General features: G+C 48.8%; 17 protein-coding genes. 16 read left to right on the top strand and 1 reads right to left on the bottom strand.

The genetic code is table 11. The features are described 5' to 3' along the window. Positions 1 to 15: 15 nt before the first annotated feature. From rsmH to lpxC, 14 genes are all read left to right on the top strand, one after another. Positions 16 to 957: a 16S rRNA (cytosine(1402)-N(4))-methyltransferase RsmH gene (gene rsmH, locus AEA42_RS10245; RefSeq protein ID WP_011624305.1), complete on the top strand. Its 942-nt coding sequence runs from the start codon at positions 16 to 18 to the stop codon at positions 955 to 957. Positions 958 to 968: 11 nt separating this feature from the next. Continuing rightward, positions 969 to 1,283 (top strand): cell division protein FtsL, encoded by a 315-nt coding sequence (gene ftsL / locus AEA42_RS10240; RefSeq protein WP_037422840.1) that lies wholly within the window; start codon positions 969 to 971, stop codon positions 1,281 to 1,283. Positions 1,284 to 1,296: 13 nt separating this feature from the next. Further along, entirely contained in the window at positions 1,297 to 3,048 is a 1,752-nt protein-coding gene (locus AEA42_RS10235) for a penicillin-binding transpeptidase domain-containing protein (protein ID WP_037422838.1), read from the top strand. Further along, complete coding sequence (gene murE / locus AEA42_RS10230) at positions 3,045 to 4,529, top strand: UDP-N-acetylmuramoyl-L-alanyl-D-glutamate--2,6-diaminopimelate ligase (RefSeq protein ID WP_055647668.1); 1,485 nt, start codon at positions 3,045 to 3,047, stop codon at positions 4,527 to 4,529. Before AEA42_RS10235 ends, murE begins: the two co-directional genes overlap by 4 nt. Beyond that, the gene (gene murF / locus AEA42_RS10225; protein WP_055647667.1) at positions 4,529 to 5,911 is read left to right on the top strand and encodes a UDP-N-acetylmuramoyl-tripeptide--D-alanyl-D-alanine ligase; all 1,383 of its coding nucleotides are present in this window, start codon (positions 4,529 to 4,531) and stop codon (positions 5,909 to 5,911) included. Before murE ends, murF begins: the two co-directional genes overlap by 1 nt. Continuing rightward, on the top strand, positions 5,912 to 6,994 hold the full coding sequence (mraY, locus tag AEA42_RS10220) for a phospho-N-acetylmuramoyl-pentapeptide-transferase (RefSeq protein WP_037422832.1): 1,083 nt from the start codon (positions 5,912 to 5,914) through the stop codon (positions 6,992 to 6,994). It abuts the gene before it with no gap. A 6-nt stretch (positions 6,995 to 7,000) separates the two neighbouring features. Beyond that, positions 7,001 to 8,320: a UDP-N-acetylmuramoyl-L-alanine--D-glutamate ligase gene (murD, locus tag AEA42_RS10215; RefSeq protein ID WP_055647666.1), complete on the top strand. Its 1,320-nt coding sequence runs from the start codon at positions 7,001 to 7,003 to the stop codon at positions 8,318 to 8,320. Continuing rightward, on the top strand, positions 8,310 to 9,521 hold the full coding sequence (gene ftsW / locus AEA42_RS10210) for a cell division protein FtsW (RefSeq protein ID WP_055647665.1): 1,212 nt from the start codon (positions 8,310 to 8,312) through the stop codon (positions 9,519 to 9,521). The genes murD and ftsW overlap by 11 nt, the downstream gene beginning before the upstream one ends. Beyond that, complete coding sequence (murG, locus tag AEA42_RS10205; RefSeq protein WP_055647664.1) at positions 9,521 to 10,609, top strand: undecaprenyldiphospho-muramoylpentapeptide beta-N-acetylglucosaminyltransferase; 1,089 nt, start codon at positions 9,521 to 9,523, stop codon at positions 10,607 to 10,609. Before ftsW ends, murG begins: the two co-directional genes overlap by 1 nt. A 2-nt stretch (positions 10,610 to 10,611) precedes the next feature. Continuing rightward, positions 10,612 to 12,078 (top strand): UDP-N-acetylmuramate--L-alanine ligase, encoded by a 1,467-nt coding sequence (gene murC, locus AEA42_RS10200; RefSeq protein ID WP_055647663.1) that lies wholly within the window; start codon positions 10,612 to 10,614, stop codon positions 12,076 to 12,078. Positions 12,079 to 12,229: 151 nt separating this feature from the next. Further along, complete coding sequence (locus AEA42_RS10195) at positions 12,230 to 12,979, top strand: cell division protein FtsQ/DivIB (protein ID WP_037428855.1); 750 nt, start codon at positions 12,230 to 12,232, stop codon at positions 12,977 to 12,979. Continuing rightward, complete coding sequence (ftsA, locus tag AEA42_RS10190) at positions 12,960 to 14,195, top strand: cell division protein FtsA (RefSeq protein WP_011073897.1); 1,236 nt, start codon at positions 12,960 to 12,962, stop codon at positions 14,193 to 14,195. The genes AEA42_RS10195 and ftsA overlap by 20 nt, the downstream gene beginning before the upstream one ends. Positions 14,196 to 14,222: 27 nt before the next feature. Further along, complete coding sequence (gene ftsZ, locus AEA42_RS10185; protein WP_011624294.1) at positions 14,223 to 15,410, top strand: cell division protein FtsZ; 1,188 nt, start codon at positions 14,223 to 14,225, stop codon at positions 15,408 to 15,410. A gap of 179 nt (positions 15,411 to 15,589) precedes the next feature. After that, entirely contained in the window at positions 15,590 to 16,510 is a 921-nt protein-coding gene (lpxC, locus tag AEA42_RS10180) for a UDP-3-O-acyl-N-acetylglucosamine deacetylase (RefSeq protein ID WP_037422814.1), read from the top strand. 13 nt (positions 16,511 to 16,523) lie between these two features. Here the strand turns inward: lpxC and AEA42_RS10175 are convergent, their stop codons facing one another. After that, positions 16,524 to 16,970, bottom strand: coding sequence for a DciA family protein (locus AEA42_RS10175; RefSeq protein WP_037422811.1), 447 nt, complete (start codon positions 16,968 to 16,970; stop codon positions 16,524 to 16,526). Between the two features lie 27 nt (positions 16,971 to 16,997). Between AEA42_RS10175 and AEA42_RS10170 the strand changes: the two genes are divergently transcribed. Both AEA42_RS10170 and secA read left to right on the top strand, forming a co-directional pair. Further along, a complete protein-coding gene (locus AEA42_RS10170) occupies positions 16,998 to 17,897 on the top strand; it encodes a M23 family metallopeptidase (RefSeq protein WP_055647662.1) in 900 nt (299 codons plus the stop codon). 60 nt (positions 17,898 to 17,957) lie between these two features. Next, positions 17,958 to 20,684: a preprotein translocase subunit SecA gene (secA, locus tag AEA42_RS10165; RefSeq protein ID WP_055647661.1), complete on the top strand. Its 2,727-nt coding sequence runs from the start codon at positions 17,958 to 17,960 to the stop codon at positions 20,682 to 20,684. Positions 20,685 to 21,279 lie beyond the last annotated feature (595 nt).

Below are 21,279 nucleotides of genomic sequence, written 5' to 3'. Positions count from 1 at the left end.
AATAAGAAGAAATTAATGAGTCAAGAATTTGCCCATTTATCCGTTTTGCTCGAAGAAACGGTTGGCGGTTTAAACATTAAAGACGATGGCATCTATATTGATGGCACGTTTGGCCGCGGTGGTCATTCAAGACAAGTATTGCAAAGACTGGGTGAAAACGGACGCTTGATTGCGATCGACCGCGATCCTCAGGCTATTGAAGCTGCTAAACAATTTGCCGATGATCCCCGTTTTCAAATCGTACACGGTGGCTTTGGTCAGTTAGCCGATTACGTCGAAGAGCTTGGTCTGGTTGGCAAGATTGATGGTGTGTTACTCGACCTAGGCGTGTCCTCACCGCAGCTCGATGATGCGGAACGTGGTTTTAGCTTTTTGCGTGATGGTCCACTCGACATGCGCATGGACAATAGTCAAGGTGAAACCGCTGCCCAGTGGTTAGCCCGTGCTGAAATTGAAGATATGGCATGGGTATTCAAAACCTATGGCGAAGAGAAAAATGCTCGTCATATTGCCCGTTGCATTGCTGCCGACCGCGATAAAACCCCGTTTTTACGTACCAAAGATTTAGCCGATTTAATTGCGCGGATCACCAAAAACAAAGAGCGTAATAAACATCCTGCCACCCGCGTGTTTCAGGCAATACGTATCTATATCAATAGTGAGTTAGATCAAATTGATCAAGCACTTGAAGGTGCATTAACCGTGCTTGCTCCGCAGGGTCGTTTATCGATTATCAGCTTTCACTCTTTAGAAGACCGCATAGTGAAGCGATTTATCCGCCGCCACAGTCAAGGTGAGAGTGTGCCCCATGGTTTACCCATCACTGAAGATCAGATTAATAAGTCGCGTAAACTACGTGCCATTGGCAAGGCGATTATGCCATCCGATGAGGAAATTGAACGCAATGCAAGAGCCCGTAGTTCGGTATTGCGCATTGCCGAGCGACTAGATTACTAGAGGGCAAACAAATGAGTAAGCCCTCATTGAGTCTACCACAGGTTGTATTACACGACCTTTGGCAACACAAATGGATTTTGTTACTTGCCCTGCTCGTGCTCAGTAATGCAGTGGCTGTGGTGTATACCAGCCATGTGAGTCGCAAACTCACTACTGAATGGGATCTGCTATTGCAGGAGCGTGACAGGTTAGATATCGAGTGGCGCAATTTATTATTGGAAGAGCAATCCCAAACGGAGCATAGCCGAATTACGCGGATTGCATCGAAGGATCTCAACATGAGTCGCCCATTACCCAGCGAAGAAGTTGTGGTAAAGGTGCCGTGAACATAGGGAAGATATGATTAGGCAAGCAAAAACCAAACAGGCAAGCAAAAAGCAAAAGCCACAACTGATCCATTGGCGGTTATACGTCGTGGTTGGTTTTGTATTTGCGATGTTTTCAAGCCTGGTGGGTCGTGCTGCTTATATCCAAATTATTGAGCCTGATAAGCTTCGCCATGAGAGCGATATGCGTACGTTACGTACTACCAGTCGTGAGGTACAGCGTGGCTTAATTACTGATCGCAATGGGGATATGCTGGCGGTGAGTGTGCCAGTGCGTGCAGTGTGGGCAGATCCAAAGCAAGTTAACGATAGCAATGGCTTTACAGATATGCGTCGTTGGCAAGCACTGGCTGACGTATTACACGAACCCGTTGAAGACGTACTCGATAAAGTCCGTAGCAATCCAACTAAACGTTTTACCTACCTTAAGCGTCAAGTGACTCCCGCGGTGGCTGATTACATAACTCAGCTTAAATTGCCTGGGGTATTTTTAAAGTCTGAGTCTCGCCGTTACTATCCCGGTGGTGAGATAACTGCCCAACTTATCGGTATCACTAATATCGATGATGTGGGTATTGAAGGCGTTGAAAATGCCTATAACAGTTGGCTTACTGGTACGCCATCCAAACAGAAAGTACGTAAGTCACGTGATGGTCATGTGGTTGAGCGCCTCGATATCGTCCAAGAAGGCGAAAGCCCAAATGATCTTGTCCTGAGTATCGACCATAGGATCCAGCAGCTTGCCTATCGAGAGTTAAAGCGCACCACAGAAATGAACCAAGCGACATCAGGGTCGATTGTGGTACTCGATATCCACACGGGTGAAGTGTTAGCGATGGCGAATACGCCCTCCTTCAACCCTAATTCCCGTGATAATTTTCAAACCTTCAGAATGCGTAACCGCGCGATGACGGACACCTTCGAGCCCGGCTCGACCATTAAACCTTTTGTTGTTGCGGCGGCGTTAGAAGCGGGCACCGTTAAATCCACTGATGTGATCCCAACCTCTCCAGGTTGGATGCGTTTAGGTGGACGCCAAGTGCGTGATGCATCTAACTACGGTGATATGACGCTAGCGCGTATTTTGGCCAAATCCAGTAACGTGGGCATTAGTAAATTAGCCCTGTCGATTCCTGTACAGCAGTTACTCGGCACTTATCAATCCATGGGATTAGGTAGTTTTTCAGGGATTAACTTAACGGGAGAAAGCGCAGGCCTTATCCAAGATCGTCACCGTTGGTCTGACTTTGAGCGTGCCACGTTATCCTTTGGTTACGGCTTAACCGCGACGACGCTGCAATTAGCGCGGATGTACGCGACTTTAGGCAATGGCGGCACTTTATATCCAGTATCGATTTTAAAACTTAAAAAGCCGCCCGAAGGTGAACGGGTGATTTCAGAAGAAGTGGCTAGAGACGTGCTGCAAATGATGGTGGGTGTCACCGAAAAAGGTGGTACAGGTACGCTTGCGCATATCGATGGTTATCCCGTCGCAGGTAAGTCGGGCACCAGCCGTAAGGCGGTAGCCGGTGGTTATGGTGATGATTATGTTGCGTTATTTGCAGGCGTTGCGCCGGTGAATAATCCCAAACTCGCTATCGTCGTTGTGGTCAATGAACCTAAGGGCGATCTCTATTATGGTGGTTCAGTGGCAGGGCCTGCTTTCGCTAAGGTGATGTCAGGCGCACTGCAAATGTTAAATGTTGAACCCATTTCCGATAAAGAACAGGTGCAATTGGCGGGTCTCGCCGGGAGAACTGAATAATGTTATTAAGGGATCTACTCGCCCCTTGGTTCCCCTACGCGGGTGAACAAACCTTCCAAGATTTGACTCTAGATAGCCGCGCAATACGTCGCGGCGATGTGTTTTTAGCGCTGCCAGGACACAAGGTAGATGGTCGTCAATTTATTGATAAAGCCTTAGCCCAAGGTGCGGCTGCGGTGTTAGTGCATACGGATAATCCCCAAGAGCAGGGCAAAGTAATTGCAATGCCCGCTGAGCAAGGGGTACAGATTTATTTCTATGAGTTAGCGAAGCACGTTTCAGTGGTGGCTGCGGTGCGTTATCCTGTTATCCAAGGTCAATCTATGGCCATTGTGGGTATTACAGGGACTAATGGCAAAACTTCGACAAGCCAATTGTGCGCGCAATTAGTGACGCTGCTTGAGGGTAAAGCGGCGGTGATGGGCACGCTCGGCAATGGCCTGTGGGGCGAGTTAGTCGATAGCGGCAATACCACTGCCGATGCCATTACCTTAATGCGCCAACTGCATGAATTTGCAGATAAAGGTGTAAATACCTGTGCGATGGAAGTCTCGAGCCATGGTTTAGTCCAAGGGCGAGTCGATGCCGTGCCCTTCGATGTGGCGGTATTTACTAACTTAACCCGTGATCACTTGGATTACCACGGCGATATGGAAAACTATGCCGCGGCCAAGCAAATGCTGTTTCGTTTCAACGCCCTGCGTCACGGCTTAGTCAATCTTGATGATCCCGTGGGTGCCGCATGGTTATCCGAGCTGGCAAACGTTCCTGCGAAGATGTGGGGCTTTAGCATTGAAGCGCATACCAATGCGACGTTTTACACTAAGAATGCCCAATTTAACGACCAAGGCGTACAGGCGACCTTAGTCTGGCCCGAGGGCGAAATCGATATTCGTTCCCCGTTATTAGGCGCCTTTAACCTCTCGAATTTACTCGCTGCACTATCAGCCCTGTATTTACAGGGAATGGATATGCGTGCATTAGCTGCCAAGGTACCTTACTTAGTGCCCGTGTCTGGCCGTATGGAACGTTTTACCACCGCGGACAACATCACCTTAGTCGTCGATTATGCCCACACCCCCGATGCGATTGAACAGGCACTTAATGCCCTGCGTCGTCACTGTGCAGGGGAGCTTTGGTGCGTGTTTGGCTGCGGTGGCGACCGTGACAAGGGTAAGCGGCCTTTAATGGGGCGTGCGGCGGAGCAATTTGCCGATCGCATTATGGTGACTAGCGATAATGCCCGCAGCGAAGATCCTAACCAAATTATTACCGATATTATCCAAGGGCTGACTCACCCAGAGCGAGCGCTGACCGAGGTTGACCGTGTGGCTGCGATTAAACAAGTCGTCGCACAGGCTAAATCTGGGGATGTGATTTTGCTTGCGGGCAAAGGCCATGAAACTTACCAAGAGGCGGCAGGTGTGCGTCATGACTATGATGAACGCGCCCTGGCACGTCAGTTATCGGAGCAACGCTAATGATCCCAATTTCCCTCGGGGCACTGAGCCAATACTTAGGTGCGCATCGAGTCGGTGACGATGTCACCATCCAAGCATTAAGCAGCGATAGCCGTAAAATCGGCCCCGCGACCCTTTTCGTCGCCTTAAAGGGTGAGCGGTTTGATGGCCATGATTTTGCGGCCACGGCAATTGAAAATGGCGCCATTGCATTACTGGTTGAACGTGAATTGGCCTTTGATATTCCGCAGCTAATTGTTGCCGATTGCCAAAAGGCCATGGGCGCGATTGGCGCCTATGTCCGCGACCAAGTGAATCCTATTTGTGTGGCATTAACTGGCTCTAACGGCAAAACCAGCGTGAAAGAGATGATTGCCACTATTTTGTCGGCTAAGCATCAAGTACTTTACACCGCGGGTAATTTTAATAATGAAATCGGCGTACCTTTAACCCTACTGCGCTTAACCCCCGAAGATAAGTATGGGGTATTTGAGTTAGGGGCTAACCATAAAGGCGAGATTGATTACACCTCTGCTTTGGTCCGTCCGCATGTGGCGTTAGTCAATAACGTCGGCAGTGCCCACTTAGAAGGATTTGGTTCACAGGCCGGCGTTGCCCAAGCGAAATCGGAAATCTATAACCATCTACAACAAGGCGGCACTGCGATTATTAATGCTGACGACGCCTTTGCTGATGTGATGCGTGTTAAAGCCAAGCATTATAAGCAATTGAGCTTCTCCCAGCAGGAAGGCGCGGCGAAACGCCAAATCGATGTGATTGCGACTGGCCATAAAGCCAATAGCGATGGTTGTTACCGCTTTATCCTTAATTATGCGGGTGAGTCCTGCGAAGTGACCTTACCTTTAGCGGGACGTCATCAAGTCAGCAATGCCTTAGCTGCTGCAAGTGTTTGTATCGCATTAGGATTAAGTCTAAAAGAGATCGCCGAAGGCTTAAGCAAACTTATCCCTGTGAAGGGACGTATGCAGCCGACTCAATTAGGCCGAGTCCGTTTAATCGATGATAGCTATAACGCTAACCCTGTATCCGTGGGGGCGGCTATCGCTTGGTTAAAGGAAATTTCTGAAAATCGTTGTTTGGTACTGGGAGATTTGGGCGAATTAGGCGACAATGCGCCCCTTTTACACGCTGAACTGGGACAACTGGCAAAGCAACAGGGGATTGATGCCCTGTTCTGTACTGGCACCTTGACTCAGCATACTAGCCAAGCTTTCGGGGCGGAGCACCATGACAGCGTGGCGACGTTAGTAGAAAAACTCATAAAACACATCAACCAGTTGCCGGGACAGGTGACGGTTTTAGTTAAAGGTTCACGAAGTGCCGCAATGGAGCGGGTCGTGGATGGCCTAACAGTAGCCTTCGGGCGTGGGGAGTTAGTGTAGATGCTGGTGTATCTGGCCGAGTATTTAACCCGTTTTCACACTGGGTTTAACGTATTTTCCTATGTGACGTTTCGAGCCATTTTGGGCTTGTTAACCGCATTAGTATTTAGTTTATGGTGGGGTCCTAAACTTATTGAGCGTTTGCAGTTAATGCAAATTGGTCAAGTGGTGCGTAATGATGGGCCTGAGTCGCATTTCAGTAAGCGCGGAACGCCGACTATGGGTGGTTTACTGATCCTTGCGGCCATCTTTATCAGTGTGCTGTTATGGGGCGATCTTGGTAGCCGTTATGTTTGGGTGATGCTGTTTGTTTTAGGCAGCTTCGGCATGATTGGCTTTATTGATGATTACCGCAAAGTGGTACGTAAAGATACTAAGGGATTAATTGCGCGCTGGAAGTATATTCTGCAATCTTTAGCGGCGTTGATTATTGCTTTCTTCCTCTACACCACAGCGTCTAACCCGGGTGAAACCCAGTTAGTCGTGCCTTTCTTTAAGGACGTGATGCCACAGCTTGGCGCTGTGTTTATCGTATTGGCCTACTTTACTATCGTGGGTTCAAGCAACGCAGTGAACTTAACCGACGGTCTCGATGGTTTGGCGATTATGCCAACGGTAATGGTAGCAGCAGCATTTGCCTTGATTGCTTATCTGTCTGGTCATGCTCAGTTTGCCAATTACCTGCATATTCCGCATTTACCTGGCTCTGGTGAGCTGGTGATCGTTTGCACCGCGATTGTGGGCGCAGGTTTAGGCTTTTTATGGTTTAACACTTATCCAGCACAGGTCTTTATGGGCGATGTGGGTTCTCTTTCTTTAGGGGCTGCATTAGGTGCGATTGCGGTATTAGTTCGCCAAGAAATTCTATTAGTGATCATGGGCGGGGTGTTTGTCATGGAAACCGTGTCAGTGATATTGCAGGTCGGTTCTTACAAATTACGCGGTCAACGGATATTCCGCATGGCGCCTATCCATCACCACTACGAGTTAAAAGGTTGGCCTGAACCACGCGTGATTGTCCGCTTTTGGATTATCTCTATTTTCTTAGTGTTGCTCGGCTTAGCCACGTTGAAGTTAAGGTAATCACTCATGCAAAGTCATTATTCACACATAGTATTAGGTTTGGGTGCCACAGGGCTCTCGGTAGTGCGCTATTTGTGTGGAAAAGGCATTACGCCGTTGGTGATGGATAGCCGTCGCCAGCCTCCAGGTGCCGAAACACTGGCAAGTTCATTCCCTGAGGTGCAATTAATTGCTGGCGGATTTGATTGCCGTTATCTAGTGCAGGCGACGCAAATCATTATCAGCCCTGGGATTGCGATTGATACTCCCGAAGTGCGCGCGGCACTGGATATGGGGATTGAAGTCATTGGTGATGTTGAGTTATTTGCCCGTGAGATTGCCGATCGTAAACCTTGTGTGATTGGGATTACGGGCTCAAATGGCAAAACGACAGTGACCACCTTAGTGGGTGAAATGCTGCGTGAAGCAGGCATTGCTGTTGCTGTGGGAGGCAATATTGGTACTCCGGCGCTGGATTTGCTGCAAGAGAATGCGGATATTTTTGTGCTTGAGTTATCGAGTTTCCAGCTGGAAACCACCCATAGCTTGAATTGCGTGGCCTCAACCTGTTTAAACGTGACGGAAGATCATATGGACAGGTACAGCGATATGGATGCCTATCGGAAGGCCAAACTACGTTTGTATCATCAAAGTCGTTCCATCATTTTTAACCGTGATGATGCGCTGACTATCCCAACTGAACCCATGAACCAAAACAGCTTTGGTTTAGCGCCGCCTGAAGGCGACGAGTGGGGCATTTGCGACAGCAAGATTTATCACGGCCACAGTGAAATCATGCCAATCACCGAAGTGTCACTGATTGGTAGCCATAACCATGCCAATTTACTTGCTGCGATGGCGCTGGTTTATGCCGTGGGTGTGGATAAGCAAGTGATGGCCAAAGTCGCTCGCACCTTTACTGGCCTTTCCCACCGCTGCGAAGTGGTTGGGGTCAAAGGTGGTGTGACCTATGTGAATGACTCTAAAGCTACCAATGTGGGGGCTACTGTTGCGGCCCTTGATGGTTTAAGCGATCACCTCGGCGACATTATTTTGATTGCTGGCGGCGATGGTAAAGGTGCGGATTTCAGTCCACTGGCCGAGCCGTTAACAAAAGTGACTCACCTCATTACCTTAGGTAGAGATGGCAATAAGATTGCCGCGCTGAAAGAAGGCGCTATTAAGGTTGATTCAATGGCTGCCGCTGTTGCTAAGGCCGCTCAATTAGCGACTTCGGGTGATATTGTGTTGTTGTCGCCCGCCTGTGCAAGTCTGGATATGTACAGCAACTTTATGGCCCGTGGTGATGATTTTAGAAGCCAAGTGGAGCAACTCGATGGCGAGTGATGCAAGACAGCTCAGCCTGTTTGGGCGAGTGCTGCATGCACTGCCTAACTGGCAACGAGATACCGAAGTCCCGGGCGCGCAATTGTACGATCGGGCTTTGCTCACTGCTGTTTTGTCTTTGATTGGCTTTGGTTTTGTAATGGTGATGTCGGCCTCTATGCCCGAGGCACAAACACTGACGGGTAACCCATTCCATTTTATGACTCGCCATGTGGGTTATCTGTTGGGATGTTTAGTGATTGCCGCATTTGTGCTGAGGGTTGAAATGCAAACTTGGCAGCGGATGAGCCCTATCATGCTGCTGGTTGTATTTTTGATGTTACTGGCAGTACTGGTCGTGGGAACTACCGTAAACGGCGCGACCCGTTGGTTATCAATCGGTCCAATCCGTATTCAAGTGGCCGAGGTCGCTAAGTTTGCGTTTTCTGTGTACATGGCGGGCTATCTGGTGCGCCGTCATCAGGAAGTGCGTGAAAATGCTAAGGGCTTCTATAAGCCGATTGCGGTATTTGCGATTTACGCGATTTTGATTTTGATGCAGCCCGACTTAGGCACTGTGGTGGTGTTGTTTGTCGGCACTGTTGGACTGTTGTTTCTCGCGGGTGCTCGGTTGCTGGACTTTTTCGCGCTGATCTTTGCTGGCATTTTAGCTTTCGTCGCGCTGGTACTGCTCGAGCCTTATCGTATGCGCCGGGTGACATCGTTTTTAGACCCTTGGCAAGATCCGTTTGGCAGTGGCTACCAGTTAACTCAATCGCTGATGGCCTACGGCCGAGGTGATTGGTTCGGCCAGGGCCTTGGCAACAGTATTCAAAAGTTGGAGTACCTCCCCGAGGCGCATACCGACTTTATCTTTGCCGTGATTGGTGAAGAGTTAGGGTTTATCGGCATTATCGCGGTGCTATCCGTGTTGCTGTTTGTGGCATTAAGGGCCATTCGTCTGGGCAATTTATGCCTGGTGATGGACAAAGCCTTCGAAGGTTATCTGGCCTATGCCATTGGGATTTGGATCTGTTTTCAGACCGTCGTTAATGTGGGCGCAAGCATTGGTATGTTACCTACTAAAGGGTTAACACTGCCCTTTGTGAGTTACGGTGGCAGTAGTTTATGGGTCATGACGGCGGCCGCAATGACATTGCTACGCATCGATTATGAGCGGCGCATGAGTTTAGTTCAGGCCGTGCAAGGGAGATTGAAGTAATGACCGACGCGGGTAAACGTATTTTAGTCATGGCAGGCGGCACGGGCGGACATGTGTTCCCGGCACTCGCGGTGGCAAAATATTTAGCGCAGCAAGGTTGGCAAGTGCGTTGGTTAGGTACAGCCGACCGTATGGAGGCGCGCTTAGTGCCTCAGTATGGCTTCGATATCGATTTTATCGACATCAAGGGCGTGCGTGGCAATGGTTTAGTACGTAAATTGGCGGCGCCTTTTAAAGTGGTGCGATCGATTCTGCAAGCCAAGGCCGTGATTGCCGAGTTCAAGCCCGATGTGGTGCTGGGCATGGGCGGATTCGCCAGTGGTCCGGGCGGTGTGGCGGCCAAATTAGCGGGCGTGCCCTTAGTGCTGCATGAGCAAAATGCCATTCCGGGAATGACCAACAAGTTGCTCTCGCGAATTGCGAATCAAGTACTGTGCGCCTTTAAAAATACCTTCACTCAGGTTAAGGCAAAGGTGGTGGGTAACCCCATCCGTCGCGAGTTAATTGCCTTAGGTGCCGAGCCTAAGCAAGCCGCGGATGATGCCTTAAAAGTCTTGGTGGTAGGCGGCAGCTTAGGCGCCAAAGTCTTTAACGACTTAATGCCTGAAGTCGTGGCTGCGCTCAGTAAACAGCAGTCGATTACGGTTTGGCATCAAGTGGGTAAGGATAATCTGGCAGGAGTGAAGTCGGCTTATCAACAGCAAGGACAAGAGGGCGGCGTTAACGTTGCCGAATTTATTGATGATATGGAAGCCGCCTATCGCTGGGCAGATGTGGTATTGTGCCGCGCTGGCGCGCTGACGGTATCCGAGTTAGCGGCGGTGGGACTTCCGAGTATTCTGGTGCCTTATCCCCATGCTGTGGATGATCATCAGACCCGTAACGCCCAAGTATTGGTTGAGGCTGGCGCCGCTTTCCTATTGCCGCAGGCCATCTTGGACGTGAATAAGCTGGTGAGTAAATTACAGTTACTCGCCAATGACAGAGCAGAATTAGCCCAAATGGGCCAAAGAGCGAGAGATGTTGCCGTGTTGGATGCGACCGAGCAGGTGGCCCAAGTGTGTATCGCTCTCGCCGAGAAAGGATAGGTATGACTAAGACAGAAAGATACTTACAGCTAAGAAGTATGATCCCAGAAATGCGCCGGATTAAGCGTATTCATTTCGTCGGCATTGGCGGCGCGGGCATGGGCGGGATAGCTGAAGTATTAGTAAACGAAGGTTATGTCGTCAGTGGTTCTGATATCGCGCAAAACGCCGTGACGGACAGACTCTGCCTGCTGGGCGCTAAAATCCATATCGGCCATGGCGCCGATAACGTGCAGCAAGCTGATGTGGTGGTAGTCTCGACCGCGATTAATCCTGAGAATCCAGAGATTATTGCGGCGAAGGTATTGCGTATTCCTATCGTGCGCCGCGCCGAGATGTTGGCGGAATTAATGCGTTATCGCCATGGTGTGGCGATTGCGGGGACTCACGGCAAAACCACAACTACCAGTTTGATTGCCAGTTTGTATGGTCAAGCGGGTCGCGATCCGACCTTTGTGATCGGTGGCTTGCTCAACAGCGCAGGCACTAACGCTCGCTTAGGCACGAGTCGTTATCTGATTGCCGAAGCCGACGAGAGTGATGCCAGCTTCCTGCACCTGCAACCTATGGTCAGTGTGGTGACGAATATCGAAGCCGACCACATGGATACCTACGGTGGGGATTTTGAAAAGCTCAAATCGACCTTCGTGGACTTTTTACATAACCTGCCATTCTATGGCGTAGCTGTGGTGTGTATCGACGATGCTGTGGTACGCGAGATTATGCCGCGTATTGGCCGCCACATGATCACCTATGGCTTCAGTGACGATGCCGACGTCCAGGCGCTGAATTTCCATCAGCAGGGTCACCAATGCCGCTTTACCGTCAGACGTAAAGGTAAAGAAGATTTAGATCTGCTGCTAAACCTGCCGGGTCAGCACAATGTATTAAATGCGCTCGCGGCGATTGCCGTGGCGACAGAAGATGAAATCGATGATAGCGCCATCATTCAAGCCTTGGCTGAATTCCAGGGTATTGGCCGTCGTTTCCAACACTTAGGCAAGTTCGCGACGCCAAAGGGCGAAGTGATGTTAGTGGACGATTATGGTCATCACCCCAGCGAAGTGGCGGCGACCATTAAAGCGGCACGTGCTGGCTGGCCAGACAAACGCTTAGTGATGGCCTATCAGCCACACAGATACACTCGTACCCGTGACTTGTATGAAGACTTTATTGAAGTGTTATCTCAAGTAGATTGCTTGCTGTTACTCGAGGTGTATAGCGCGGGTGAAGCGCCGATCCCCGGTGCCGATGGCCGTGCACTGTGCCGCTCGATTCGTTTGCGCGGACAGTTAGATCCCATCTTTATCGCCAGCCCAGATCAGTTAGCCGAAGTGCTACCCGATGTGTTGCAGGAGGGGGATTTATTGTTGACCCAAGGTGCGGGTAATATAGGCGCCCTGTCGCGCCAGTTAGCCGCCACTGAATTAGGCTTTAGCACGGCTGTGACAACCGAGGTAAAACCTTGATGAATTGCGTGACAACTTGGATTTAAAGGAAATGTTGATCCGAGGTTTTAGCGCTATATAATGGCCGGTTTTCTGTGGTTTTTAGTAGTGTCGTTGAAGGGTGGAAACAAACGTGTCTTGGAGTGATAAGAGGCGACACTGGCGGGCGAGGATGTCACGGGTTAATTGGTACTTGTGGAGTGGGATTGGTTTTTTATGGTTAGTCATTGGTAGTTTTGTTTTTGGCGGCTACCTGCTACATAAGTTTTTAAATGATGCCAGCACTCTGCCCATTGAAGCGGTCGCCATTAAAGGTGAGCGGACTTACACCACAGATAGGGATATACAAATTGCACTACAGGATTTAATGCAGCGGAGTTTTTTTAGTGCTGACATCACCTTAGTGCAACAGGCATTAGAAGCTTTACCTTGGGTGTATCGTGCGTCAGTGAGACGTGAATGGCCTGCGAAACTCAGGGTGTATTTACAGGAGCAACAACCGGTCGCCCATTGGAATGGTACCGCTTGGCTCAATGTGCATGGTGAAGTGTTTGAAGCGCCATCGCACCCTGAGTTAGAGCATTTGCCTTATTTATCTGGGCCAGATGATATGGGGACCGAAGTGTTAACCGCCTACGCGCAGGTTAACTCGCTACTGAAGATTAATGGTTTTACCTTAGCCAATTTGAGTTTAACACCACGTCATGCGTGGCACGCGACACTAGGTAACGGTATTGTTTTAGACCTAGGTCGAGAAGATAAAATGGCAAGGATACAAAGGTTTATCACTGTTTACCCATTATTGGCGAAACAAGATAAACCGATTGCCAGAGTGGATTTGCGCTACGACACAGGGTTGGCCGTAGGCTGGGGCGATGCACAAACAAGAGAGCCGATAATTAATGACCAAAAACCAAGATAGAAATCTGATCGTCGGATTGGACATAGGAACCTCTAAAGTCGCAGTGATCATAGGCGAAGTTCTGCCCGATGGCGAAATCAGCATAGTCGGCCTTGGTAACCACCCTTCAAGGGGCATGGATAAAGGTGGCGTTAACGATTTAGACTCCATCGTGCGCAGTGTGCAACGCGCGCTCGATCAAGCGGAATTAATGGCAGACTGCCAAGTATCATCGGTTTACCTAAGCATTTCCGGTAAACATATCGCCTGCCAAAACGAAAATGGCATGGTGTCGATTAACGATGAAGAAGTGACACAGGAAGACGTCGACAACGTGATCCACACCGCGCGCTCGGTGAAGATCCCGACAGAACGTCGTATTCTGCATGTGTTACCGCAGGAATACGCGATTGACGTACAAGACGGCATTCGCAGCCCTATCGGCATGTCAGGCATGCGGATGGAAGCCAAGGTACACATAGTGACCTGCGCCAATGATATGGCGAAGAACATCACTAAGAGTGTTGAGCGCTGTGGTTTGAAGGTCGATGACTTAGTGTTCTCTGGCATTGCATCGGCGGATGCGGTATTAACCTTCGATGAAAAAGACTTAGGTGTGTGTATCGTCGATATCGGCGGCGGCACGACGGACATCGCCGTGTATACCAATGGTGCGCTACGTCACTGTGCAGTTGTGCCGGTTGCGGGTAACCAAGTGACCAACGATATTGCGAAGATTTTCCGCACGCCGTCGTCACATGCCGAACAAATTAAAGTGCAATTCGCCTGTGCGCGCAGCTCCATGGTGAGCCGCGAAGACAGTATCGAAGTGCCCTCGGTGGGTGGTCGCCCATCGCGCAGCATGTCACGTCACACGCTGGCCGAAGTGGTGGAGCCAAGATATCAAGAGCTGTTTGAGTTAGTGCTCAAGGAGCTGAAAGACAGTGGTTTAGAAGATCAAATCGCCGCAGGTATCGTGTTAACAGGTGGTACGGCGTCGATTCAAGGCGTGGTGGACATTGCGGAGGCAACTTTTGGTATGCCGGTTCGCGTCGCCTCACCATTGCCAGTTAAAGGGTTATACGAATACGTGGATCAGTCTATTTACTCCACAGGGGTTGGATTGCTCCACTACGGTGCAAGACGGGTGCTTGAGCGTCAATTCGAGCGTCCTGAGCGTCAAGGGGTTACCAGTGCTTGGAATCGGGTCCAAAGCTGGTTTAAGGGTGAATTTTAATAACGCAGGCAACACGGAGATCAGACAATGTTTGAGATCATGGACACTCACTCAGACGACGCGGTGATTAAAGTCATCGGCGTTGGCGGCGGCGGCGGTAACGCTGTCGAACATATGGTCAAACACAACATTGAAGGTGTTGAGTTTGTCGTTACCAATACAGACGCACAGGCGCTACGTAAATCTGGCGCTGGCTCAACGATTCAATTAGGTCGCGATGTCACTAAAGGTCTTGGCGCTGGCGCCAACCCAGAAGTGGGTCGTGCCGCAGCGGAAGAAGACCGCGAAAACATTCGTGCAGCGATCAAAGGCTCAGACATGATCTTTATCGCCGCCGGTATGGGCGGTGGTACTGGTACAGGTGCTGCGCCAGTTGTTGCTCAAATCGCTCGTGAAGAAGGCATCTTAACGGTTGCGGTCGTGACTAAGCCTTTCCCTTTCGAAGGCAAAAAGCGCATGGCTTATGCCGAGCAAGGTATCGCTGAGCTTGCTAAGCACGTGGATTCGCTAATCACTATCCCTAACGAAAAATTATTAAAAGTATTGGGTCGTGGTACGTCATTACTCGATGCGTTTGCCGCAGCGAATAACGTGTTACTCGGCGCAGTACAAGGTATTGCTGAGCTGATTACTCGCCCAGGTCTGATTAACGTCGACTTTGCGGACGTGAAAACCGTTATGTCTGAAATGGGTAATGCCATGATGGGCACTGGTGTTGCACGTGGTGAAGACCGTGCAGAAGAAGCGGCTGAAGCTGCTGTAGCCAGCCCATTATTAGAAGACATCGACTTAGCCGGTGCCCGTGGTGTGTTAGTTAACATTACCGCAGGTATGGACATGAGCATCGAAGAATTTGAAACTGTTGGTAACCATGTTAAAGCTTATGCTTCTGACAATGCTACCGTGGTTGTGGGTGCGGTTATCGACCCAGAAATGAGCGACGAACTGCGCGTAACCGTAGTTGCAACCGGTATTGGTGCTGAAAAGCGTCCTGATATTCAATTGGTTTCTAAGCCTGCACCACGTCCAGAACCTGTGGTTGTGGAACCAAAAGTTGAAGCTTATGTCGAAGAAGCAACTCATGTGAGCTATGCGGCGCCAAAGGGTAACGTATTACCTGCATCGCCAGCACCTGCTCCTGCGCCAGCACCTTCAACAAAGCATGAATTGGATTACTTAGATATCCCAGCGTTTTTGCGTAAGCAAGCTGATTAAAACAGGTATTTGAGTCCAGCGTATCGGGTGATGTATTGCTCTATCGGCAATACCACCCAATGACGACATTTGTATGACATAGCTAACTTATGTTACTATGTCGAACCTATGTGGTCGTTTTGCTGCCGCTGTGTGCGCAAATATTAGGCTTAATTATTGAAATCTAAACGGGTAACTGAATGATATTTCAAAGAACTGTTCAAAAAATGGTGAAAGCTACCGGAGTCGGTTTGCACTCTGGGAATAAAGTCACCTTGAGCATTATGCCCGCACCAGTCAATACAGGGATCGTACTTGTGCGTACCGATATGAGTCCTGCCGTTGCTATTCCTGCAAAGGCGGAACAAGTTCGCGAAACCACGATGTGCACGGCACTTGTCAATGACGAAGGTATTCGTATTTCGACTATTGAGCATTTATTTGCAGCCTTAGCGGGTTTAGGCATTGATAACGCCGTAATCGAAGTGGACGCCCCTGAAATCCCAATTATGGATGGCAGTGCGAGCCCATTTGTCTTCTTACTTCAGTCTGCGGGTATTAAAGAGCAGTCTGCACCTAAGAAGTACTTAAAGATTAAACGCCCTGTGCGTGTTGAAGACGGTGATAAGTGGGCCGAGCTCAAGCCTTTCAAAGGTTTTAGAGTCAACTTTAAAATTGACTTTGCTCACCCCGAAATTGCTCGCAGCCAACAGCATGTGGTGATGGACTTCTCTACTTCAGCTTTTGTTAAAGACATTAGCCGCGCTCGTACTTTTGGTTTTATGCGTGATATTGAGTATCTGCGTGCGAATAACCTAGCATTAGGTGGCAGCATGGAAAACGCAGTTGTACTTGATGAATATCGCGTCCTCAACCCCGACGGCCTGCGTTATGAGGATGAGTTCGTTAAGCACAAAATTTTAGATGCGTTTGGTGATCTCTATGTGGCAGGACACGCCATTCTTGGTGAGTTTACTGCCTATAAAACGGGTCATGCTCTGAATAACCAGTTAGTACGTGCCTTATTGGCGCAGCAAGATGCGTGGGAGTTAGTGAGCTTTGAGAAAGAAGCCGATGTGCCCGTTAGCTTTGCTGTACCTGGTGGCGCGGTCTTCGCTTAATTGCGTCTGATGTTTACTTATTACGGCTGGCCAATGTGGCCAGCCGTTTTAGTTTTTCGCCTAGTGTCCCGCTCACATTTTCTGCAAGTGCGGCAATATGTTCTGCAGCGGCTGGACTCAGTGCCTTATGCGCCTGTTTCGGCTTTGCGTCATACAATGCTAATCTCGGGTTGACTTTAACTTCAATTGCGGTAAGGATTGGGAGCGTTTCTGCTTGAAGCTGCGCGAGTAGTTTCGGCTTTTGGAAATTAATTCGTGCGGCCCATGCTGCCGAAGTGGTTTCAACCACAAGAACACCCTGGCGGAAATTAGCGACTTTCAGCTGCTCCGCAACAGGACCTGCGACAATCTGCTTCACGTGCTGATCCAGATATAAAAGTAGTTCCGCTTTCTCAGCTATGTCGGGTAATGTGCCTGATTGGTGTAGTAATTGGCTGAGATCCTGAGGGGGCTTTTTCATATGATAATAAGATGGCTGAATTAGGCTATGAGTGTAACAGTATTTATTCAAGGTCGGAATGGCGTTACGCGCTGGCAACCCAGTAAACGCTGGTTGATCCTTCCCATGCTATTGTTAGCTACTGGTGCCGGTATTTATCAACACAACTCTGCTAGGTTTGAAAATCAGCAAGCCAGTGTCGATAACGATCGAATCCAACGCGAACAACAAAAGAAGCAAGTCTTAGAGCTTAAAAGTGCCACAGAGTCACAGCTAGCCATGCTGGCGACCCATGTCGCGCGCATGCAAGCTAAAATCACCCGTCTCGAGGCCTTAGGTCAACAAGTCGCAAAACAAAACAAATTGGATGAAGACTTTGATTTCTCATCTGAAGTTGGGGTTGGTGGTTTAAGCGAATTAGGCTCAAATATCGAAATTAGTCAGCTTATCGAAGATATGGATAAACTGGCGTCACGAATTGACAACAATAATGTTCAACTATCACTACTTGAAACAGTGTCATCTAACCACCATATAGATGCTGAACGTTATGTATCAGGGCTCCCACTCGATAAAGGTTGGTTATCGTCGCCCTACGGATTACGTAATGACCCTTTTAACGGTCGTCGAACCATGCACAAAGGGATCGATTTTACCGGTCGGGAAGGGGCTAAAGTTGTCGCGACTGCAGCAGGCGTGGTGACTTGGGCTGGGAATATGTTTGGTTATGGCGAATTGGTCGAAATCGACCATGGTAACGGTTTACGTACACGCTATGGCCATAATAAAGCTTTGTCAGTAGCTGTAGGTGATGTGGTCGCTAAAGGCGAAACCATCGCCAGTATGGGAAGTACTGGGCGCTCAACAGGGGCTCATGTGCATTATGAAGTGTTGCGTGGCGGACAGCAGATAGATCCACAAAAGTTTGTCTACCGCAAAGCAAGTTAATTGAAACATTGGCTTCTAGTTTCCATCATGGACTTGGCCTACAGAAAATAAGTGATTCAGATGTTTGGTAAATTACTGACAAAAGTATTTGGTAGTCGCAACGACCGTACCCTTAAAGGGTTACAAAAAGTAGTTAATAAGATTAATGCGCTTGAAGCCGATTATGAAAAATTAACCGATGAGCAGCTTAAAGCGAAAACCGCAGAGTTTCGTGAGCGTTTAGCTGCGGGCGCTTCATTAGATAGCATTATGGCGGAAGCGTTTGCCACCGTGCGTGAAGCATCTAAGCGTGTGTTCGAAATGCGTCACTTCGACGTGCAGTTACTCGGTGGTATGGTACTTGATAGTAACCGTATCGCTGAAATGCGTACGGGTGAAGGTAAAACTTTAACCGCAACACTGCCTGCTTACTTAAATGCCTTAACGGGCAAAGGCGTTCACGTTATTACCGTCAACGATTACTTAGCACGCCGTGATGCTGAGAATAACCGTCCACTGTTCGAATTTTTAGGTTTAACTGTTGGGATTAACGTTGCAGGCCTTAGCCAACAGGCGAAGAAAGATGCCTATAACGCCGATATTACCTACGGTACCAACAATGAATTTGGTTTCGATTATCTGCGCGACAACATGGCGTTTTCACCGCAAGAGCGTGTTCAACGTCCATTACACTATGCACTGATCGACGAAGTCGACTCAATCCTTATCGACGAAGCCCGCACGCCATTGATTATCTCTGGTGCAGCGGAAGACAGCTCTGAGCTATACATCAAGATCAACACGCTTATCCCCAATCTTATCCGTCAAGATAAAGAAGACTCTGAAGAGTATGTGGGCGAAGGCGACTACACCATTGATGAAAAAGCCAAACAAGTGCACTTTACTGAACGCGGTCAAGAGAAGGTTGAAAACCTGCTGATTGAACGTGGCATGTTAGCCGAAGGCGACTCACTTTACTCAGCAGCCAATATTTCGCTACTGCACCATGTGAACGCTGCACTACGTGCTCATACCTTATTTGAGCGTGATGTGGACTATATCGTTCAGGATGGCGAAGTGATCATCGTTGATGAACACACTGGTCGTACTATGCCTGGTCGTCGTTGGTCAGAAGGTTTACATCAAGCTGTTGAAGCTAAAGAAGGCGTTCGTATTCAAAACGAAAACCAAACACTAGCTTCGATCACCTTCCAAAACTACTTCCGTTTATATGAGAAGTTAGCAGGTATGACTGGTACTGCCGATACCGAGGCGTTTGAGTTTCAACACATCTATGGTTTAGATACCGTGGTGGTGCCAACCAACCGTCCAATGGTCCGTAAGGATTTAGCGGATTTAGTTTACTTAACCGCTAATGAAAAGTATCAAGCGATCATTAAAGACATCAAAGACTGCCGCGAGCGTGGCCAACCGGTATTGGTCGGTACCGTTTCTATCGAACAGTCAGAACTGTTAGCGCGCTTAATGGTGAAGGAAAAGATCCCGCACCAAGTGCTTAACGCCAAGTTCCATGAAAAAGAAGCCGAGATTGTTGCCCAAGCAGGCCGTACTGGCGCCGTAACCATTGCCACTAACATGGCGGGTCGTGGTACCGACATCGTGCTTGGTGGCAACTGGAATATGGAAATCGAGGCGCTGGAAAATCCTACCCCAGAGCAAAAAGCCAAGATCAAAGCTGATTGGCAAGTGCGTCATGACGAAGTCGTTGCCGCGGGTGGTTTACACATTCTCGGTACCGAGCGCCACGAGTCACGTCGTATCGACAACCAGCTACGTGGTCGTGCGGGCCGTCAAGGTGATGCGGGCTCTTCACGTTTCTACCTGTCGATGGAAGATAGCTTAATGCGTATCTTCGCTTCTGATCGCGTCTCCGGCATGATGAAAAAGCTGGGCATGGAAGAAGGCGAAGCGATCGAACATCCATGGGTTTCCCGTGCAATCGAAAACGCTCAACGTAAAGTGGAAGCGCGTAACTTCGATATTCGTAAGCAATTACTTGAATTCGATGACGTCGCTAACGATCAACGCCAAGTGGTTTACGCCCAGCGTAATGAGTTGATGGATGCGGAAAGTATTGAAGACACGATTAAAAACATCCAAGACGATGTAATTGGTGCGGTAATCGATCAGTACATTCCACCACAATCAGTAGAAGAGTTATGGGATGTTCCTGGGTTAGAGCAGCGCCTAAACCAAGAGTTTATGCTTAAACTGCCAATCCAAGAATGGCTCGATAAAGAAGACGACTTACACGAAGAAAGCCTGCGTGAGCGTATTATCACTTCTTGGTCAGATGCTTATAAAGCCAAAGAAGAAATGGTCGGTGCCTCAGTACTGCGCCAATTCGAAAAAGCAGTGATGCTACAAACCCTCGATGGCTTGTGGAAAGAGCATTTAGCCGCAATGGATCATTTACGCCAAGGCATCCACTTACGTGGTTACGCACAGAAGAATCCAAAGCAAGAGTATAAGCGTGAGTCATTCGAACTGTTCCAACAATTGCTGAATACGCTGAAACATGACGTGATTAGCGTGTTGTCTAAAGTTCAAGTGCAAGCCCAATCTGATGTTGAAGAAATGGAAGCTCGTCGTCGTGAAGAAGATGCTAAGATCCAACGCGACTACCAGCACGCAGCAGCCGAAGCCTTAGTTGGTGGGGATGATGGTAGCGACGAGATGATGGCGCACACACCAATGATCCGCGATGGCGATAAAGTTGGCCGTAACGATCCTTGTCCTTGTGGCTCTGGCCGTAAATATAAGCAGTGTCACGGTAAGCTAAGCTAATTCAACACGTGCACCTAATTCTAAAAGGCGTCTGTAATAGTCGCCTTTTTCATACCTACTCAAAGCCAGATACAAATCATTGAATCTGTCTGCATCTATATAAAGCTTATTTGAATCTCCAGCCTTCCAGTTATGGCAAGTCATGCTTTGTTCACAAATAAAGCAGTAAAATTGCCTTTTGTGGATAACGTTGGGGGTAACTAGTGGGTACTTTGTGACTAACTGAAACTATTGAAAAAAGATCGAAAAAATACAAAAAAGCGCTTGCACAAAAAGTTCCGCTGCCTATAATGCGCATCCACTGACACGGCAGACAGCGATACGCAGTTGCAAGTGCCAGTTCATCAAGTGATTCAGTCCTTGATGAGCGAAAAGAAAGTTTAAAAAACTACTTGACGCAAAAACGGGAATGCGTAAAATACGCAGCCCTGACCCGCTGAAATCACTTGTGATAATGCGATGGTCAACGCTCTTTAACAATTTATCAAGCAAATCTGTGTGGACACTCACAGGTGTTGAGTTAATCGAAATTACTCTGCCGTTTGGCGAGTAATCAAAGAATTAAATCAATGAATGAGTGTTCATAGCAATATGT

Origin of the sequence: Shewanella sp. Sh95, assembly GCF_001308045.1 — a bacterium.
GTDB lineage: Bacteria > Pseudomonadota > Gammaproteobacteria > Enterobacterales > Shewanellaceae > Shewanella > Shewanella xiamenensis.
This window is presented reverse-complemented; position numbering and strand designations above follow the sequence as displayed.

What these genes read in the sequence shown, in the direction of transcription:
- murF (WP_055647667.1), top strand. Translation starts at nt 4,529, where the DNA reads ATGATCCCAATTTCCCTCGGGGCACTGAGCCAATACTTAGGTGCGCAT.
- mraY (WP_037422832.1), top strand. Translation starts at nt 5,912, where the DNA reads ATGCTGGTGTATCTGGCCGAGTATTTAACCCGTTTTCACACTGGGTTT.
- ftsZ (WP_011624294.1), top strand. Translation starts at nt 14,223, where the DNA reads ATGTTTGAGATCATGGACACTCACTCAGACGACGCGGTGATTAAAGTC.
- AEA42_RS10175 (WP_037422811.1), bottom strand. Translation starts at nt 16,970, where the DNA reads ATGAAAAAGCCCCCTCAGGATCTCAGCCAATTACTACACCAATCAGGC.
- secA (WP_055647661.1), top strand. Translation starts at nt 17,958, where the DNA reads ATGTTTGGTAAATTACTGACAAAAGTATTTGGTAGTCGCAACGACCGT.
- ftsW (WP_055647665.1), top strand. Translation starts at nt 8,310, where the DNA reads ATGGCGAGTGATGCAAGACAGCTCAGCCTGTTTGGGCGAGTGCTGCAT.
- AEA42_RS10235 (WP_037422838.1), top strand. Translation starts at nt 1,297, where the DNA reads ATGATTAGGCAAGCAAAAACCAAACAGGCAAGCAAAAAGCAAAAGCCA.
- AEA42_RS10170 (WP_055647662.1), top strand. Translation starts at nt 16,998, where the DNA reads ATGAGTGTAACAGTATTTATTCAAGGTCGGAATGGCGTTACGCGCTGG.
- AEA42_RS10195 (WP_037428855.1), top strand. Translation starts at nt 12,230, where the DNA reads ATGTCACGGGTTAATTGGTACTTGTGGAGTGGGATTGGTTTTTTATGG.
- murD (WP_055647666.1), top strand. Translation starts at nt 7,001, where the DNA reads ATGCAAAGTCATTATTCACACATAGTATTAGGTTTGGGTGCCACAGGG.
- murG (WP_055647664.1), top strand. Translation starts at nt 9,521, where the DNA reads ATGACCGACGCGGGTAAACGTATTTTAGTCATGGCAGGCGGCACGGGC.
- rsmH (WP_011624305.1), top strand. Translation starts at nt 16, where the DNA reads ATGAGTCAAGAATTTGCCCATTTATCCGTTTTGCTCGAAGAAACGGTT.
- murC (WP_055647663.1), top strand. Translation starts at nt 10,612, where the DNA reads ATGACTAAGACAGAAAGATACTTACAGCTAAGAAGTATGATCCCAGAA.
- lpxC (WP_037422814.1), top strand. Translation starts at nt 15,590, where the DNA reads ATGATATTTCAAAGAACTGTTCAAAAAATGGTGAAAGCTACCGGAGTC.
- ftsL (WP_037422840.1), top strand. Translation starts at nt 969, where the DNA reads ATGAGTAAGCCCTCATTGAGTCTACCACAGGTTGTATTACACGACCTT.
- ftsA (WP_011073897.1), top strand. Translation starts at nt 12,960, where the DNA reads ATGACCAAAAACCAAGATAGAAATCTGATCGTCGGATTGGACATAGGA.